This is a genomic window from Gammaproteobacteria bacterium, assembly GCA_041395725.1.
GTDB lineage: Bacteria > Pseudomonadota > Gammaproteobacteria > Pseudomonadales > Pseudohongiellaceae > NORP240.
The window spans coordinates 1366898-1385968 of the sequence record JAWKZW010000001.1 but is presented as its reverse complement, the minus strand read 5'-3'; the positions used below and the strand labels follow the sequence as shown (position 1 = coordinate 1385968).

Here is a 19071-nt window from a genome sequence, read left to right as displayed (position 1 = left end):
TATTTTGCCTTCCAGCCAACTCCTCAAGAGTTGCGGATTCAAGTCGAGCTTGCGCGCATTCGTTGCGTCGTTCCAGGTGATTTCAGATAATGCCCTAATGGTGATCTCCATTCTCAAGAAGCGTTTTGCTTGCAACCTGAACAAGTTCGCAATGTTTGGCGGGCGCTCAGTATTTCTTAGTTTGTTTCTCTTGTTTTCGTCAGCAGTTCAGGCCTGTCCTGAATTGCTTATGTATTATCAAGGCGAGGTAACTGAGGACGCTTCCTTGGAGCAGGAGCTTATCAAGCTCATGCCCTTGTGCCTTGAAAGCTCAGAGTATTTTGCACTTCTTGGCTCGATACAGCTAAGAAATGGCAAAATTCCTGCCTCTCTCGAAGCATTGGAGCGCGCCCTGCTACTGGAACCACGGAACGGTGCTGCGCAGATTGATTACTCCGAAGCTCTTTTTTTACAGGGCGATTTATTTGCGGCGATTGAATTGAATGAAAACCTTTTGCAACGAGAGGATACACCGACCGCCCTACTACCGTTGCTGGAAGAAAGGCAGGAAACTTGGCAATCTTTTACGGAACAACGTCTATTCCAGCTAGAGTTGCTGACGGGTTATGATAGCAACTTGAACACAGCTCCCAATTCCGATCAGGTTACATTGACTCTGTCCGGCGAACCCGTTGTCCTTGAATTAAATCCAGATTTCCAACCAGTAAGTGGACCCTACATAAACTTCGGGCTTGGGGGACGGTTACGGCAGTTGAGGCCGGGCTATCAGCATGATTGGAGGCTCGAGGCGAGTGGGCGTATCAGTGAGGAGAAAAAGTCAGATTTGCTGCAGCTAAGTGCACGCTACTCATTTATACGCCCGTCGACAAGTAGCAGTTGGCAGGTGAATGGCGCACTTACCAATTTATTTTTTGGCGGCCGTCCTTTGTATACGGCCTCGGAGGGTATCGCAAGGGTTCAAGTTGGAAGCGTGGTTGGTTGCGATCCATACTATGATCTGGCGCTGCAGCACCAACTTTTTCATGAAAGAAGCGAGTTAAATGCGCTGGAAACCAAGCTTGCTGCTGGATTGTCATGCCCGATGACAGTAAAGGGGTTTTCACACCAGCTGGTTTTCGAGCTTGGATTACTGAATAACTTTAATCTGCAAAGCGGTCGGCCAGGCGGTGATCGCCATGGTTGGCAGGCAAATCTTATATGGCGTCTGGGAATAGGAGGGGGTGAGCTCATAAGTCAGTTTAATTATACGACCATCGATGACCAGGAATCATACAGTCCGATTTTGGCTGGCGGAGCTTACCGTTCCATCGCGCGAAACTATGTGTTGTTTCAATATAGACGACCGTACTCGAACTATGCCGCCTTTATTTTCAACGTGTTCCATCAAGAGCAACGCAGCAACATCGAACTTTTCAGGAATAAAGGTACTTCTATCGAAATTGGCGTAGGATTCATTTTTTAGTCATACTATTGTTGTTAGCTTGATAGCCATTTCAAGCCACCTACTAAGATAGTGTCGTCAAGGCTGGCGTGACAATTGTGCTAGAATGGAAAGCCATTTGTCCCATTAATTTAATGGCTTGGCAATATAAGCTTTGGACGATACAAAACCATTTTGTTGATAAATTAGTCTTAATACACGACACAGTTATTATGTCTATGAACAACATACTAAGCTGCAAGTATATATCCGTTGTACCACTTTCAACTTTTATTGGGGTGCGGCTTTTGCACAATTTTAAATATCTATTCAGTGTTTGGATGCTGTGCCTGACCCCGAATTTCGTTTTCGCACAGGGAGTAGACCGCGAAAAACTTCCTGTTGAAGCTGAGGAGTTCCAGCTATTCGGCTCGTTAGAAAATGAAACACAAGACGATGCCTCGATAAAGGATGCGCGCGCAACTCGGCGCCAGGCGTCCGCTAATCGTGAGCCCGAATTCACATTGATAGGTACCTCCCGTATCGGCGACCGCTACAGTGCTATTCTTAGAAACCAGGATGGGAGTGAGGTCGTCGTCACTACTGAAATGGGGCGTAACACCCGCATTGAGGGCTACGGTGAGTATTCCGTTGTGGATGTAGGAGCGGGCAGGGTGTCTGTTCAATTTCCTTCTGGCAGCGACTGTATTGAGTTCCGGGATCAGGGGGTCAGCTGTAACGGGGCTGCCAATATTGCTTCGCTGGAACTGACCAGGGCCGATCCCATCCCTCGACCGATGATTACTGCCGGTAACGGGGATACGGAAGTTGAGGATGAAGGCGAAGTAGTTGTGTCGGAAGAAGGAGCTGAGGAGCCCGAGAATCCATTTGCCGCCTTGCGTGCGCGGGCACTGCAGCGCAATGGCGATGCACCGGTAGCGCCAGCTTCAGCGCCACGCCGCAGCTTTACACCCAGGCGCATAGATCCGGCGGATGTGCCCCCAGGTATGCGCGTGGTTTCCACCCCGTTTGGGGATCGGCTGGTGCGTGAGTAGGCCAGTGCTTCGGCCGTGATCGCTAATCCTGACAACGCCCTGACGGTTTCCGTCGTTATATATGACTCTGAACAGCTGGAATTGCAGGCTATGCTGGAGTCCCTTCTCACAGCCCTGATGCGCCTGCCTGTTGTTGGTTTGCATTTTGCTGCCCATGTGAGCCTGGTAGATAACAGTGAAACCCACCTGCTTCGGACCATGACCTTCAGCGATCTGGAGTCACGATTCCTGGCCAGAGGTGCAACTCTTAATGTGGTGAGCGGGCACGGCAACGTAGGCTATGGCAGGGGCCATAACCTGGTGATCAGATCCTCCGCTGACAAATACCACCTGGTATTGAACCCAGATGTCGAGCTGGCACCCGATAGTCTGGCTATTGGATTGCTGTACCTGGAAAAGCACCCGGACGTCGCTGTGGTGAGCCCCTATGCGGAAACGAGCGATGGCGACAAGCAGCATCTGTGCAAGCGACACCCTTCGGTTTTGACCTTGTTCATGCGGGGATTCTTTCCTGACTGGATAAAACGGCTATTCTACAAGCGTCTGGCTCACTACGAGATGCATGACCTGCCTGAGGACCAGCCCAGTGATCGAGTGCCATTGATCAGCGGTTGCTGCATGCTTTGCCGGGCCGGAGTCCTGCGTGCTATCGAAGGATTCGATGAAAATTACTTCCTGTACTTTGAAGACTTTGACCTTTCCCTTCGACTCGGTGCCAGAGCCCGGGTTGTTTATCTGCCCGGGATGAAAATACGTCACTTCGGCGGCAATGCCGCCGGTAAGGGGCTGAAGCACATCGCGTTGTATACTCGCTCAGCATGGCGCTTTTTCAATACCTGGGGCTGGCGGTTTATCCAATGACAAGGCCTGCGGAAAAAGTCCTGGTTACCGGTGCGGGCGGATTCATCGGCCGGGAATTGTGCCGCCAGTTGGCAGCCAGCGGTAACTCCCTGGTTACCCTGACTCGAACACCCGGCAGTGTTGCAGACCCGGTTACCAATGAATTTGGTACACCTGATTTCAGCGGCGATATATGTGACCGCGCTCTGCTGGAGCGTGCAATGGACGGTGTACAGGTTGTGTATCATCTGGCGGGAATCGCACATGTAGACAGTCCGGATCCGGAACGATTGCAGACGATTAATACAGAGGGCACCAGAGCGGTGGCCCAGACCGCAGTGCGGGCCGGGGTACGCAAAGTACTGTACTTCAGCAGCAGCCTGGCCGGGGCCGCTGAAACAGAGAAGCGCAACGCGACGGCGTACGGTATTTCCAAATTTCAGGCGGAACAATGTCTGCTTGAAATTACGCTAGCAACTGAAACCAACGCGGTTATCCTGAGGCCGGTGAATGTCTATGGCCCTGGTATGAAGGGCAATATTGCAGCCATGTTGAGGCTCATTCGCCGTGGCCTGCTGCCGCCGTTACCAAAGGTCGATACGCGACTTTCTCTGATAGGATTACAGGACCTTTGCCGGGCTGCGCAGCTGGCTGCTACCAGCTCCGAGGCCGACGGAAAAATCTGGTACGTGACAGACGGGCTTGAATACAGACTCAATGAAATCGAAGCGGCACTTTATCAGACCCTGGGGAAGAAAAAGCCAGGCTGGCACAGCCCCAGGTTTGTGTTTTTCACTGCCGCCCTGTTGGCGGGGCTGGTGAGCAGATTGTCCGGAGGAAAGGCCAGCCTTGGGATCAGGACCTATCGCAACCTGATCAGCGACAATTTATTCAGCAGCCTTCCGATCCGCGAAACGCTCGGCTTCACTCCACAGCAGACCTTTTATACTGCACTGCCCGGCTTGATTCGCTAAACTGGCAGGTTGATGGCAACACATTGATCCGGCCTTGTGCCGACTACCTGCCCGAACCCGTCAAAGGAAGGCAATTGCAGGAAAAAAGGAACCCAGAATCATGACAAAAGGCATTATCCTGGCTGGTGGAACCGGAACTCGGCTCCACCCCATGACAATCTCCGTGAGCAAGCAGCTCATGCCGGTCTATGACAAGCCAATGATCTACTACCCCCTGTCTACTCTTATGCAGGCGGGCATCAGGGAAATTCTCGTCATTACTACTCCTGAGGATGCGGCATCGTTCCAGTCTCTGCTCGGTGATGGTCGCCACTGGGGAGTGTCTATCAGCTATGCACAGCAGCCGAAGCCGGAAGGTTTGGCCCAGGCGTTTCTTATCGGTGAGGAGTTCATTGGAGACAGCAGAGTATGTCTGATTCTGGGCGACAATATCTTTTATGGTAATCGTATCGAAGAAACCCTGAAGAACGCTGTCGACCAGGAGTCAGGAGCTTGCGTATTCGCCTATTATGTCAACGACCCGGAGCGCTATGGCGTTGTTGATCTGGACGAAGATGGCATCGCCGTAGATCTCGAGGAAAAGCCCGCCAATCCCAAGTCCAACTACGCCGTCACCGGCCTGTACATGTATGACAATGATGTAGTGTCCATAGCCAAATCCATTCAGCCGTCGGCACGGGGTGAACTGGAGATCACCGATGTGAACAAGACTTACATGCAACGCCGGAACCTGCGGGTAGAGCTGTTCGATCGCGGTACCGCCTGGCTGGATACCGGTACAATCCAGTCGTTGCTGGATGCGGCTAATTTCATTCGCGTGCTGGAAGAGCGCCAGGGCTTGAAGATTGCCTGTCCGGAAGAGATTGCCTGGCGCCAGAAGTTTATCGACGACGATCAGTTGCTAAACCTCGCGGAACCCTTGAAAAAGAGTGGTTATGGTCAATACCTGCTGAAGATACTGGAAGGTCACTAGTGTTAAGTCCGGCTGTCTTACGACCAGTTAAAAAGAAAGGATACTAAGCCGCCGATGAAAATTACTGCAACGGCAATTCCTGACGTGCTGATTATTGAACCAGTGGTCCACGGTGACCACCGGGGTTTCTTTATGGAAACCTGGCGGCAATCCTTGTTTGCAGAGCAGGGCATCGACGGGGGTTTTGTGCAGGATAATCAGAGTAGATCCGCGGGCAATATATTGCGGGGATTGCACTATCAGGTGAATCGCCCCCAGGGCAAACTGGTGCGGGCCATAGAAGGTGAAATATACGATGTAGCTGTTGATTTGCGGCAGAGTTCACCGACTTTCGGAAACTGGGTGGGTGTGCATCTGTCGGCGGAAAATCACTTACAGCTCTGGGTTCCACCGGGGTTTGCGCATGGATTCTACGTCACCAGCGAGTCTGCCCAGATCGTCTATAAATGCACCGAGTATTATTCTCCGGCAGATGATCGCAGTCTGATCTGGAACGATCAAACGGTCGGGATCGAATGGCCGCTATCCAGCGACCAGCCAATTCTGTCAGACAAGGATGCCCAGGCACCCTCCTTACAGGCCGCGGAGCTGTTTCCGTGACAAAGCTGAGCGTTGCCTTACTGGGGGCCGGCGGGCAGTTGGGGCAGACCTTGATCGCCGACTGGGCCGAAAATGGGCAGGTTGCCGGTGATACGCTTTATCCCTTTTCTCGAGAAGAACTGGATATCTGCTCCCCAGGTCAACTGGATGAAAAGCTCGGTCCCCTTGGGGTGAATGTCATCGTCAACGCCGCCGCCTACACCCAGGTGGATAAGGCAGAAGCGGACGCCGAACAGGCTATGCGGGTTAACGGGCAGGGCGCCACCGCGGTAGCCGAGTTTGCCGCCCGGCATGGCTGCCGCCTGATCCATGTTTCCACGGATTTCGTCTTCGATGGCCAGTCTTCGTCGGCCTACCGGCCGGACCATCCCACCGCACCGCTTGGCAGCTATGGTCTCTCGAAGCTGGCCGGTGAGCAGGGAATCAACAGGGCCTGCCCGTCAAGTTCCGTGATCATTCGAACCAGCTGGCTTTACTCACGCTATCAGCCCAATTTTGTGACTACCATGGTGCAGCTTATGGGGCAGCGCGATCGCCTCGGTATCGTCGCCGATCAGATCGGCACCCCGACATCGACCCATTCTTTGGCGACCTTGCTGGCCAGGGTGATCAGAGACGAAAAAGCTGCCGGTATCTTCCATTGGTCCGATGCCGGCGTGGCAAGCTGGTATGATTTCGCCGTGGCGATACAGGAAGAAGCGCTTGCCGCGGGATTGCTGAAGGGGGCGATTCCAATTACACCGATAACTACCGCGGAGTATCCGACACCCGCCGCGCGACCGGCATTCAGCGTATTGGACAAAACCGAGAGCTACCGCTGCTTCCACATGCCGGCGATACATTGGCGCAATGAGTTGCGACATGTAATTAAGGAGCTGAAGACAGCTGAAGGCGGTTGAAAGAGAAGCCAGAACCCTGCTGGGCAGTGAGTGCTCTCAGTGTGATGGCTGCGACTACAGGTGGTTGAGTACCGCCTACTTGAAGAATTGAAAACGAGAAACGAGAACCGAGAAAAGAGAAAAGAGAAAAGTGACAATGAGAACCTTGCTCGTAACAGGCGCCGCCGGATTCATCGGTGCCAACTTCGTCAAATACTGGATGACCAACTACCCTCAGGATCGGGTTGTTGTGCTGGATGCCCTGACCTACGCAGGCAATCTAAGCAACTTGGCCCCTCTTATGGAAAGTGAAAACTTCCACTTCGAAAGAGGCAATATCTGTGATTTCGATCTTGTATTGAAACTGTTGCGCGACAGGCAGGTTGACACGCTGGTCCATTTTGCCGCCGAAAGCCATGTGGACCGCTCAATCACCGGTCCCGACGCTTTTATCGAAACCAATGTGGTGGGCACTCATAGCTTACTCAAGGCAGCGAAGCAATATTGGCTGGACGAGCAGGGCACCGGGCAGCATTTGTTCCATCATGTTTCCACCGACGAAGTGTATGGGACACTTGGCCCTGAAGATCCGGCCTTCACCGAACTCACCACCTACGCTCCGAATTCACCCTATGCCGCCAGTAAGGCAGCCTCTGATCATTTGGTACGCGCCTATCACCATACCTTTGGTCTGCGGGTAACCACCAGCAACTGTTCAAACAACTATGGACCGCTGCATTTTCCTGAGAAGCTGATACCTCTCTGCCTGCTCAATATCCTGCAGGGCAAGCCACTGCCAATCTACGGCGACGGTCAACAGATCCGGGACTGGCTCTACGTGGATGACCACAGCCGTGGTATCGATCTGATCGTCAACAAGGGCAGAGTCGGTGAGTGTTACAACATCGGCGGCAATAACGAATGGGCCAATATCGATACGGTGCGCCTGCTTTGTAAAATTGTCGATGACTGCTTTACCCGGGACCCGGCACTGGGCCGTCGCTTTCCCGAGAGCCCCTGCGCCGGGGGTACCCCGGCAGAGAGTCTTATCACCTTCGTCAAGGATCGGGCCGGCCATGACACACGGTATGCGATTGATGCCGGCAAGATAACTTCCGAACTGGGTTACCAGCCCCGGGAGGATTTCGACTCGGGGATGAGCAAGACCGTGCAATGGTACCTGGACAATCAACCCTGGTGGCAGGCAATTCTTGACGGGAGCTATCGCCGCTAGAAGCGTAAAAGTCCGACAATAGCTTGTCTTTTTCTGCGCTGTGATGTGAGAGCCCAGGGAACGTGATATGGAGGCAGAGGCCAGCAACGGCGGGGTCTTTGGCCCGTATTCACTAAACAGCCAACCAGGCTTCAAATACGTTTAGCTTGTTTAAGAAGATGGCATTACAGGGTATAATCGCCGCCGGGTTTGTGACTGGCATGTCCGGTGAAAAATTGTAGCGTTCACATTCAGCCGCCAGTAGGATTTAACGCCCCAAACAACCCGGCAGTTAAGCCGGCGTTCAGTATCTTAACTTTATAAAGAAAGAAATTTATAAAGACAGTTAAAGCAGAAAACCTGAAAAAGGCATAGAAAAGGTGAACAAATTGTTTTTCAAGCAAAACAAGTCTCTTACACAGATCGCAAGAGTAATGGTCCTGGTTGTGTTATCCGGCTACTCCGCGACATTGGCGTGGGCTCAGTCCGACACTAATAGAATTGCCGGCAATCTGGCCCCTGTGGGTGAGGTTTGCCTGGCTGGTGAACCCTGCAGTGAAGCTCCGGGTGCACCGGCAGCGGCACCAACCGCACCACCAGCCCCTGTAGCTGCTGCACAGCCGGCTCCAATCGCAATGCCTGAGCCTGCAGCAGCCCCGGCGGTTGCTGACGATTTTGATGTGGCTGGAACTTACCAGATGCGCTGCTTTGCCTGTCACGGCACGGGTGCCGCCGGAGCCCCGGTATTGGGCGACGCGGATGCCTGGGGCGAGCGTATGGCCAAGGGCATTGAAACCGTAATGGCCAATGCGATTAATGGCATCGGTGCCATGCCTGCGAGGGGTCTGTGCATGGACTGCACGGATGAGCATATTGAAGCATTGATTACTTACATGGCTGAAGGTGGTCAGTAAGCTGAACCTTACCGAGCGAGTCAGATTGCAAGATATTTGATCGCTATAAATTCCAGGGCCAGGTTTTGAGGCCTCGGACTGAAAAGCCAGAGATTAGAAAGCCAGAGATCAGAAAGCCAGAGATTAGAAAGAGAGGGGCAAGCAGCCCTCGGAAGTGATAGTGAGTAATACCGTAAACCTTAAGGAGCAAAAAAGTGACTGATTTAACCAAAGTAATGAAAACTGGGCTGGCGATCTTCGCGGTCGTGTTCAGCGGTTCCCTGTTCGCCGACAACAACCAGGCTGCGCCTCTGCAGCTGGCCCAGTTGACTGACGGCTTCAACGCACAGCAGACATACATGGCATCCTGCTTTGCCTGCCACAACTCTGGCGCCGGCGGTGCCCCTAACCCCAACAAGGCAGAAGATTGGCCTGCCCGACTGGAAAAAGGCATGGATGCGGTCATGAACAACGTGATCAATGGCGTCAACGCCATGCCTGCCAAAGGCCTGTGCTTCAACTGCAGCAATGAAGATCTGCGAGCCATCGTGGATTATATGGTAGCGACAGCCCAGGGTCAGTAAGTTTTAGACACTGGCTCTTTGCTAAAAAAGGCTGTCCTCGGACAGCCTTTTTTGTTGCCTGCTAAAAATAGTGCTATCGACTAAAATCTGGATTTATCAGAACTTTCAGGCTATCCCTATGGTGTGACCGCGGCATCTTCCTATCCGGGTGCCGGAGAGGCGCGGGCCATGCAAGCTGATCGGGGAGGGTCGACATTGTCTCTGGGAAGAGTTTATTCCCGCGCACTGGTGGGCGTGGAAGCCCCGCTGGTTACGGTGGAAACCCATATCTCCAATGGACTGCCCGGACTGGCTGTGGTCGGCCTGCCGGAAACCGCGGTGCGGGAAAGCCGGGAAAGAGTCCGCAGTGCCATCCTCAATGTCAACCTGGAATTCCCGGCCCGGCGGATCACTGTCAATCTGGCCCCGGCCGAACTGCCCAAGGTAGGTGGGCGCTATGATCTCGCCATTGCCCTCAGTATCCTGGCCGCTTCCGGGCAGTTGCCCGACGACCGGCTGGGCCAGTACGAATTTCTGGGCGAACTGGCGCTTGGCGGTGAACTACGGGGCGTGGAGGGAGTGCTGGCATCCGCTATCCAGGCCCGGGACAGCGGCAGGCAACTGGTGGTTCCCGCTGCCAATCAGAGCGAGGCCGGCCTGGTGCGAGGCTGTCGAGCAGGCTATGCCAATGTAATCAACGATATTCTTCGCCTGCTGAGCGAGGGGCAATCGTTGCCAGTCTGCGTGCCGCCTCCGGACTTCGCCGAGCAGATGGGGACTGAGAACCCCTGTGATCTGGCGAGTATCCGCGGTCAGCGCCGGCCCAAGCGAGCACTGCAACTGGCAGCGGCCGGTGGGCACAATCTGTTGCTCAAAGGCCCGCCCGGCACCGGCAAGACACTGCTCGCCAGTGCACTGCCAGGCATTCTCCCTCGCCTTGGTGAGGAGGCCGCCCTGCAGGTGGCCGCGCTGCGATCAGTCGCCAACCAGCCACTCAAGCTTCCGGAGTTCTATCTGCCGCCGTTCCGGACCCCACACCACAGTGCTTCGCCCGCCAGCCTTGTCGGCGGAGGCGCAAGAGCGCTGCCGGGAGAAGTCAGCCTGGCTCATCACGGCGTCCTGTTCCTGGACGAACTGCCGGAGTTTACCGGCCGGGCGCTGGAAGTATTGCGGGAACCTCTTGAGGCAAGAGCCATAACAGTTTCCCGGGCCAGCCACAGGATACGCTACCCGGCCAGCTTTCAGCTGGTAGCCGCGATGAATCCCTGCCCGTGCGGTTATCATGGCGACCCCTCGGGCCGTTGTCGTTGCACCCAGCCACGCATCGATGCCTACCAGAGCAAGATCTCCGGGCCGCTGCTGGATCGCATCGACCTGGTGGTGAACGTGCCACGCCTGTCCGCTATCGAGTTAATGGGCGACCCGGCACCCGGTCCCGACTCGGCCAGCATTCAACAGGCCGTGGTGGACTGCCGCGCCCGCCAGCTGCAGCGGGCCGGGCGGCTCAATGCCACGCTGTCCGGCCCGCGACTGGAACGGGACTGCCGCCTGGACAAGTCGGGCAAACGCCTGCTGCGCGAGGCCATGGACAAACTGCGTCTTTCCGCCCGCGGCTACCACCGCGTCCTGAAACTGGCCCGCACCATCGCCGACTGTGAGAACAGCGATACCATTGATGCACAGCATTTACTGGAAGCGTTGTCCTATCGGTGATTTTTTAATACGGGGTACTTATAACTTAACGACCAAGCTTAATACGGGACACTAATTAATACGGGACACTAATAACTTTATAACTTGACTGAATTTGGAAACTGTTCAATTTCTCGACTAAGCTTCTCGTATGCCAAGGAGAGGCCGACTTAATATACTTGGGGGTTGCTATCACGTCATTGGGCGTGGATTGGAGTAACGGTATATATTTGAGGACCCCCGTAGACAAAAGGGACTTTCTTTCTCGTTTCGGACACAACCTTCGGCGAAACGATGCCCAATGCCTGGCCTGGGCTTTGATGTCCAACCACTATCACTTCCTGATTCGAGCAGGTATCCAACCACTAGGAAAACTGATGGCACCGGTTCTTGGAGGGTTTGCTGGAAACTACAATCGCCGCCATCGTCGAAGCGGTTATGTATTTCAAAATCGATTCAAATCTATACTATGTGACGAAAACAGTTATTTATTAGAGTTGATTCGATATATCCATCTCAACCCTATACGGGCAAAAGTTGTCGAGAACCTTTCAGATCTTAGCCAGTATCCATGGACTGGGCACGCCGGAATTCTCGGTAGACATGGACAGGAATGGCATCTGATTGAAGAGGTATTGCTTCTTTTCGGGAGAAGCCGACACAAAGCTCAACAAAGGTATGTCGACTTTATGGAAGCTGGAATCTTGGATTCGGCTACAAAAAACCTTTCAGGAGGCGGGCTGGTTAGAAGCTATGGTGGCTGGGAGTCAATTTGTCGATATCGGAAAGAACACCTCCTATGTATAGGCGATGAGCGGATACTTGGGGAATCCAGCTTTGTTGAACAGGTGCTAGAAGCTGACGAAATTGAGATCGAACTGAAATCGAGATTAGCCAGGGATGGGTGGAACCTGGAAAAGCTGATTGCCCATGTATGTAGACGAAGTTGTGTCAGGCAGGCAGAACTATTAGCACGCTCTCGTAATGGTTCCGTATCCGAGGCGAAGGCAATAATTTGCTATTTGGGAGTAGAAAAGTTGGGGCTGAAGTCCAGAGAACTTGCTGATCGACTTAGAATCAGTCAACCTGCAGTATCCAAATGGATATCAAAAGGCAGAGAGAGCGACAAAGAGAATAATTGGTCTGAAATATTCAGCTAAGTTATAGAGTTATTAGTGTCCCCTAATTCCTTAACTCGCAAAAATAGAATCTATGCCACAAGCAGTCTTAGAAGATTTTATTGATTCTCAAGTTACTAGTATCGAAGGAACGTTTAGAAGAGTCGATTTGTTAAACGTGGCTAAAGCTGAAGACGTCGAAGTAATTGATAGCTCTATCCCAGAAGAAACAATCGTAGCGTTTGCAACGAGAATCAGAACTGGTGTTTCAAGCTCAATGAGACCGGAGTCACTCGAACTCACTATATTGTATTCAGATGGCGAGTGGAAATTTTACAATCCGTACATGTGAACACGGTAGATATCCGCCGCCAAGACCCGCAGCTGCGCTTGAACTAACTAGACGATCTCAAGAAGACAATTTAATTCGGAACATTTTTGTCATTGCCAACAGACATAAATAGGACACCCGCGTATTTTTCCATATGGAACAATTTATCCAAAATGACTTCCCTGAGTTCACCGAAATATGCCAATAAGATTTCCTTGCCGTCCTATGTATGTATAATCAGCAAAAAAGACGACAACTACCCTGACACATAGGGCTAATGAGCGATGAGCCAAAATTTACACATTGCAAATGATTCAATATTAATAAGAAGAAACATGCTGGTAACCCAAGTAACCCTGACTTTGCTGAGCCTCGGACTAATTCTCGGTGGTACGATGTTGGCAAATATTTCTTTATTATCTGATTCAATCGAATATGGTCTCCTTTTCTTCGGCGGATTCCTGGCAATTGTGGGATTGGGGATGCTCATTCAGCTTGTTAGAGAGAATTACGGCGAAGGTAAAAAAAACTTTCTTATTGTGTTTTTCGCAAACAATGAACACCTGACGCTAAATCCAATAATCCTCGGACAACCACAAACGTTTTGTTGGTCCCAGGTCCGCAAGGTAGTTGTCTCTGACCTGATGATCAGAAAGACTCAATTTAAGCGGCAAAAAATGATCCGGGTTTTGTTAGTTCTATTCAACAATGCCGTATCACCCGTGCCTCTACTATTTCGCGGCGGATTAGGTCGAGGAGTCTCGCCGAATGGTCGGGAGCACATGCTGGTAAAATTTCCCAAGGGATGCGCAGAGAGGCTATTTTCGAACCTGAAGCAGATAGCTCCAGACCAAACAGAAATTATTAGATCGAGGAAATCCGTGTTCGATCTAAGTACTGGAGAAGAAACCTTCTAAAGACATAGATAGGACACACACAGATTTTGCCGTGACTATTCTGCATTTCCCGCTGCATGCGCCGGGCATTTCTGTGCGGAAGAGATAGCTTTAATGGTCGCAACTTCGATCACCGTAAACAGTGGATTCTTGAGCTTATCAAGCGGCTTTCCTCAATCTTTACCGCTGACGTCTGCGTAATCATGTTCAATCACTTTCATTTGGTTTTTTGGTTAGATTCCCAGGTCGCCACCGGGTTGCCCGACAATGAAGAGATAGAGTGCTGGCTTCATGGACAAAAAGCAGTACAAAGGTTTTGTCATTAGAACCCTTCTTGATTTATTCTCTCCAGATGTCTGAAGCAATAATTCCACCAGATAGATGCGATTTCCGGAGTAAGTGCTTATCGCATTCGCTTTGAGATTGGCTGGGGGTAGAATTCTCTGTCCTGACCAGGAATTAATTCGATTTGATCGTAGTAGTGGCTTGGCTGCGCGATTAAATACTAAGCGATATAAATGTGGGTGTCCTATTAATGCATATTAATGCAATTTATTGGGAATCAACTATAACTGCAATGTGACGTGAAAAACTATTGAAAGTTAGAGATGTTACTGTTCTTTTATAAACGTACTCAATTAATATCCTGATTCAATTTTAGCCCACAATGTTGACACTCCAATGTATTTTTCGCGGAGGGCAAATCAGGATTATATCCAAATGGCTTATGGCATCTGGGGCAAGGAAGCTGAGCTGCACATCTCTTTCTCTTTCCAATGAGAATAATAAGCGGAGCACCAGTAACAATCATGGCAATAAGCAAATCAAGTCGCACTTCAACTGAAGAGTACCTGAAAAGCACATAAAGTAGTATTGTAGCTATACTCAGCGCCAATAGCATTCCAGAAGGTTTTAGCCTTGCATGCGCTTCTAGAATAGCGTCAGCTTGTCGCTTAAGGACATCGTCTTTGGCTTGTTTCTGAAAGTCGTTCATATCATGGCGAAACATACTAGTTGGAGTGGTACATTATGAACAAACTGACCCTTATGCCAGTCAATTTTACATTTGCCTTTGTCCTATTAAAACTCGTATGCGGCTCTTTATCGTCACGTTAATTCCAATCGTAGTTCTGGTCTATGTTTTGTACGAACGATCCGATGAAGTACTTGTCACAAAAGAAGATTTGGAAGTGGAACTTCGACCAGGCATGCATGTGGAAATTGCTAGAGGGATTTTATCTGAATACACAGATGATTTCGCTTTTAGCTCCAAAGAGAGCTTTTCGCGTGGGTATCCAGAATATCCATGGGTAGAGTCCGAAGTAGGGTATTACATGGCTGCCATACATAATATTCGACCGAATAAGAGGGGTATTTTCCCAATAGGGACTACGGGCATAGGCATAAGACTAGGGGTAACACGCGACGATATAATTATTCAAGTACTTATAGAGTATTACATTACAGGGGTCCCCTAATTCATATGAAAATTGGCTGTGCGATTAAATACTAAGCGATAAAAATGTGGGTGTCCTATTAAAACGTTTAAGGTGGTGATGAATGTTCTCAGTAGGAAATAGTATATATTCAAAGGACGGCATACGGGCCCCACTATTTTCACTTATGCTTTTGGTAAGCCTTTTAAGTGCGAGTATCTGTTATTCGGCAGAAAGGAAAGCTTTCCTGTCAATGGAGCCAAATGAAATATGGCGAGATGTAAGAGTCAGGGAACTTGCTATAGCTGGCGCACAGGGGGACCTGTCGAAAATTGAAGACCTTGTAGAAAGTGGGGTCGACATTAACTCTGCCGGTGAATTTGGGGCAACGCCTATTTGGTGGTCGATACAGAGACAGAATAAGGCGGGATATTTAAAAATGTTGGAACTAGGTGCTGATCCAAACAAGGTCTGGTCAAGGAGCGGGCGTACGTTCACATATTACGTTGCTACGCTTGGTGACAGTTACTATTTAGAGCAAGCCCTAAAGCACGGTGCTAATCCGAACCAGATTACAAATACTGTCGCTAAAACTACTCCATTATACGCCGCAGCAAGCCACCCACGTAGTCACGTTAGAAATACAAAGCTACTCATTGATTTTGATGCCGATGTAAATGTGAAGAATTCTATCGGAGAAACTCCATTAATGTTCGCGTTACTAATGGGACGCTTTGATACTGCGTATCTCTTAGTAGAGGCGGGTACTGACTTGACAGTAAGACAAACATTAACTGATAAGTCTGCGTTAGATTATCTCAAAGGATGGAGAGATCGAAGACCAGAAGGCTTCAGCGAGCCATCCATTATGAAAAACCTATTCAGGTTGTTTGATGAAGAACTCACGCTAACAGATTGACATATGTTTTATTCGTTGCTCCTTCAATCCAGCGTTGGACAATTCCCTGGCGCAGAGCTACCCTTGATTCTCCCGGTTCACTGGTTTGAAGGCAAAACGAACAGGCCAGGGAAACAGGAAATCCTGAAGAATAAACAAAATTGAGAGTAAGCCGGAATTACAACATTTCCAACGGAGAGAGACATGCTTCGAAAAAGCCAGATAGCCCTGTTCCTGATAACAACCTTATTGGCGGGGCTGGGGTATGCCCAGGAACAAGGAAACGCCAGGGGGCCGATTGGTCCCAGCCCTTATAATGTAGTGAGGGCCTGGCAGAATCCTTTCGCAAAACAAGGCTTCGCCTTTGGCGGGAATTCCGGCGTATTCGCCGAATCCCCCAATCGGATTTTCGTGCTTCAACGCGGTGAGACATTGTTGCCCTTCCCGATACCGGAGCAGTTTGAACAGCATGCCGGGACACTTGGCATTAACGTGCTGCGAAGCACAGAGCTGCGTACCTGGCAGAACTGCCTTTACACACTCGACGCCAATGGCGAAGTAACGGACCTGTGGGACCAGTGGGATTTTCTCTGTGCAGATTCCGATGGTCCCGGACCGCACCGCTTGAGGATCAGCCCTTACGATCCGGAGCAAAGGGTCTGGGTTGTCAATGAGACATTCAGTCAGATTTACGTATTCTCCAATGGCGGCAGTAAGCTACTCAAGATCTTTGGTGAAAAAAATGTAACAGGTTCTGATGGCATAAATCATCTCTCCCATCCACAGGATGTCGCTTTTCTCCCAGACGGACGCGTATTGATCGCAGACGGAACCTCAGAGGGAGACAACAACCGCATCATTATTCTGGATAAAGACCTGAATTACCTGTCTGAATTTGGTTCCCCCGGGGAGGGGCCAGGCCAGTTTAAGGGCATTCATGCACTCGGGATCGGGCCTGGCGGGCGCATCTTTGCATTGGATCGCTCCGGCGGGCGCATCAACGTGTTCCGCACCACCAGTAACCCGGCAGAAATGGAATTCGTCGACGTCTGGGATGGCTTTACCCTGCCGCTGGATATCATTGTCAATGAAGACGATATCTGGATAACTGACCTTGGCCCGCTGCGCTTCGTAAACCTCGATTTTGAAGGCAACTACAAGTACACATGGCTAGTTCCAAGGGATTTACCCGATGGCTATATCGAAGTGCATACCTTTTCGGTGGATTCAGACGGTAATCTTTACGGTGGCGATAATCAGTACGGGCGAACTCAAAAATTTATACCAAAAGCCAATGTTGATCCGGAGTTACTGATTCAGCCGCCCTGGGTCGCAGAGTAACTCAAGCATTTAAATCGTTGATTCTTTAATATTGACAGTCTCGACCGGCCTCCAGATTTGATTGGAGGCCGGTTACTTTTATCCTCTGCCCGGAAAAAGATCGTTGACAGAGTCAACTTTCACATTGTTGGACAAATCCCCGATTCAAAGATACCCTCTATTTTCTTCGGTAGAAATTGGCATAGAAAGCCGCGCCATGGTTGCTGCGGGATCGCCAGGACTGCCAGGAAAACCACCTAGTTATGTTTTTCTGCGCGCAGGACCAGTACGTTATCCGTGTTTAATCAGGGTTTCCTTAACTCAATGGTTAAAAATAGTGCCAGTTACACCGAATGCACTAAAAAAGGTCAGGGCGACATACTGGTAGTGACCCTTACTGCTCTGGATTTTCTTAATCGGCAAATCAATCCTGTGAACAGATGGATTCAACAATGATAAACGCACAGAAGTTCAATTTTAGCGCACAGCTCTCCCTGGTGTGCTTGTGCATGGTGGCCACGGGTGCTTTTGCCCAGTCAGGTGTACCAGAATTTTCCCGTATTCAGCCAGACACCTTTGGTGGCAATATGGCTTTGTCCAACGCCTGGGGTGACTATGATAATGATGGCGATCTGGATCTGGTGATTACGTTCAAAACCGGTGATGTCAGGCTCTACAACAATGAACTGGGTCAATTTACCAATGTCGGACCAGTGCTTGGCCTGCCCACAGAGGGAAAGGAACGCCGCTCTATTGCGTGGGGCGATTACGATGCTGATGGTTACCTGGATCTCTATATCGGCAGTAACCGGCAGGGCAGTGAATTATTCCACAATGACAAATCCCAGGGTTTTACCGAAGTGACTGAGGATAAGGGTGTGGGGATACCGGAAGTCAGTGCCCGGCAAATCAACTGGGTCGACTATGACAACAACGGTACTCTTGATCTGTTTGTCGCCGATCGGGTTGGTCCTAACCACCTGTTCAGTAACATCGATGGCACCTTTGTCGATGTCAGTGAAGCCACCGGTCTGAATGATCCCCGTGCCACAGTCGGTGTCTGCTGGTTCGACTACAACCAGGATGGTCTGTTGGATCTTTTCCTGGCCAATCAGGGTGTGGGTAAAGATGCCCTGTATAAAAATACTGGTGGCACCTTTGTTGATGTCGCCGGGCTCCTGGGCATGGAAGGTGGGCCCCGCGAACGAGCGGATGGCGGCGTAGACTGTAGCGTCGGTGACTACAACAACGACGGCCAGTTTGACCTGTTCGTTGCGACCTATGGCATCAACAAGTTGTACCAGAATAACGGTGACGGTACTTTTGATGAAGTAAGCACCGACATGGGCATCACTGGTAACGATCATATGGTTGGTGCCAGTTGGGGAGATATCAATAATGACGGCCTGCTGGATCTTTTTGCCGTCGGCTACCACGATGCTGATCGCGGCAGGTCGCCTCACGATCGCCTGTTTCTTAATAGAGGTGACGCTTTTGAGGAAATCGATACTTATCGAACTGCCCTGAGTGGCGCTGACCATGGTATCCAATGGGCTGACTTTGATGGCGACGGCGATCTGGATGTGTCACTGACGGAAGGCTACAACCTGGCCGGCCGTCATCCTGTAGTGAAGAACGAACTCAGCCTGGAAGAACGCTCACAGTCCCTTCAAGTAATCGTCACGGACCCGCGCGGAATCGCGAATCGGGCGGGGGCCGAAGTTCGGGTCTTCAACAAGACAGGTGAGCTTCTGGGGTTGCGGGTGGTCACTACCGGTGACGGCTACAACAGCCACAGTAATGTTCCGGTTCACTTTGGCCTGCCCGGGGTTGAGGTCGTGGATGTGGAAGTCACTTTCATGACCCGCGACGGCAGAAAGTCTCAGCGAGTTGAAAACGTCAATATCGCCGGGTTTATGGGCAGACCGCTACAAGTAGTCCAGCAATAAAGACGGTCTTTTTTCGTGTTTT

Annotated in this window: 16 protein-coding genes; all 16 read left to right on the top strand. The window is 51.0% G+C overall.

The window, feature by feature from the left end:
* Positions 1-49 precede the first annotated feature (49 nt).
* The 16 genes from R3F50_06125 to R3F50_06050 all read left to right on the top strand — a co-directional run bounded on the left by R3F50_06125 (position 50) and on the right by R3F50_06050 (position 19049).
* Positions 50-1462: a hypothetical protein gene (locus R3F50_06125; protein ID MEZ5489879.1), complete on the top strand. Its 1413-nt coding sequence runs from the start codon at positions 50-52 to the stop codon at positions 1460-1462.
* Positions 1463-1728: 266 nt separating this feature from the next.
* Complete coding sequence (locus R3F50_06120) at positions 1729-2475, top strand: hypothetical protein (protein ID MEZ5489878.1); 747 nt, start codon at positions 1729-1731, stop codon at positions 2473-2475.
* Between the two features lie 15 nt (positions 2476-2490).
* Positions 2491-3336 (top strand): glycosyltransferase, encoded by an 846-nt coding sequence (locus R3F50_06115; protein MEZ5489877.1) that lies wholly within the window; start codon positions 2491-2493, stop codon positions 3334-3336.
* Positions 3333-4289 carry an NAD-dependent epimerase/dehydratase family protein gene (locus R3F50_06110; protein MEZ5489876.1) on the top strand — a complete coding sequence of 319 codons (957 nt, stop codon included), beginning with the start codon at positions 3333-3335 and terminating at the stop codon, positions 4287-4289. Before R3F50_06115 ends, R3F50_06110 begins: the two co-directional genes overlap by 4 nt.
* A 100-nt stretch (positions 4290-4389) precedes the next feature.
* Positions 4390-5262 (top strand): glucose-1-phosphate thymidylyltransferase RfbA, encoded by an 873-nt coding sequence (rfbA, locus tag R3F50_06105; GenBank protein ID MEZ5489875.1) that lies wholly within the window; start codon positions 4390-4392, stop codon positions 5260-5262.
* Between the two features lie 54 nt (positions 5263-5316).
* Positions 5317-5862, top strand: coding sequence for a dTDP-4-dehydrorhamnose 3,5-epimerase (gene rfbC, locus R3F50_06100; protein MEZ5489874.1), 546 nt, complete (start codon positions 5317-5319; stop codon positions 5860-5862).
* Positions 5859-6761 (top strand): dTDP-4-dehydrorhamnose reductase, encoded by a 903-nt coding sequence (gene rfbD, locus R3F50_06095; GenBank protein ID MEZ5489873.1) that lies wholly within the window; start codon positions 5859-5861, stop codon positions 6759-6761. The genes rfbC and rfbD overlap by 4 nt, the downstream gene beginning before the upstream one ends.
* A 136-nt stretch (positions 6762-6897) precedes the next feature.
* Positions 6898-7974, top strand: a complete 1077-nt coding sequence (gene rfbB / locus R3F50_06090) for a dTDP-glucose 4,6-dehydratase (GenBank protein MEZ5489872.1) — start codon at positions 6898-6900, stop codon at positions 7972-7974.
* A gap of 614 nt (positions 7975-8588) precedes the next feature.
* On the top strand, positions 8589-8867 hold the full coding sequence (locus R3F50_06085) for a c-type cytochrome (GenBank protein MEZ5489871.1): 279 nt from the start codon (positions 8589-8591) through the stop codon (positions 8865-8867).
* Between the two features lie 194 nt (positions 8868-9061).
* A complete protein-coding gene (locus tag R3F50_06080; protein MEZ5489870.1) occupies positions 9062-9430 on the top strand; it encodes a c-type cytochrome in 369 nt (122 codons plus the stop codon).
* Positions 9431-9553: 123 nt separating this feature from the next.
* On the top strand, positions 9554-11122 hold the full coding sequence (locus R3F50_06075) for a YifB family Mg chelatase-like AAA ATPase (protein MEZ5489869.1): 1569 nt from the start codon (positions 9554-9556) through the stop codon (positions 11120-11122).
* Positions 11123-11421: 299 nt separating this feature from the next.
* The gene (locus R3F50_06070; GenBank protein MEZ5489868.1) at positions 11422-12261 is read left to right on the top strand and encodes a transposase; all 840 of its coding nucleotides are present in this window, start codon (positions 11422-11424) and stop codon (positions 12259-12261) included.
* 624 nt (positions 12262-12885) lie between these two features.
* Positions 12886-13467: a hypothetical protein gene (locus tag R3F50_06065; GenBank protein MEZ5489867.1), complete on the top strand. Its 582-nt coding sequence runs from the start codon at positions 12886-12888 to the stop codon at positions 13465-13467.
* Between the two features lie 1668 nt (positions 13468-15135).
* Positions 15136-15801, top strand: coding sequence for an ankyrin repeat domain-containing protein (locus tag R3F50_06060; GenBank protein ID MEZ5489866.1), 666 nt, complete (start codon positions 15136-15138; stop codon positions 15799-15801).
* 183 nt (positions 15802-15984) lie between these two features.
* Positions 15985-17121, top strand: coding sequence for a hypothetical protein (locus R3F50_06055; protein ID MEZ5489865.1), 1137 nt, complete (start codon positions 15985-15987; stop codon positions 17119-17121).
* A 431-nt stretch (positions 17122-17552) separates the two neighbouring features.
* The gene (locus R3F50_06050) at positions 17553-19049 is read left to right on the top strand and encodes a CRTAC1 family protein (protein ID MEZ5489864.1); all 1497 of its coding nucleotides are present in this window, start codon (positions 17553-17555) and stop codon (positions 19047-19049) included.
* Positions 19050-19071 lie beyond the last annotated feature (22 nt).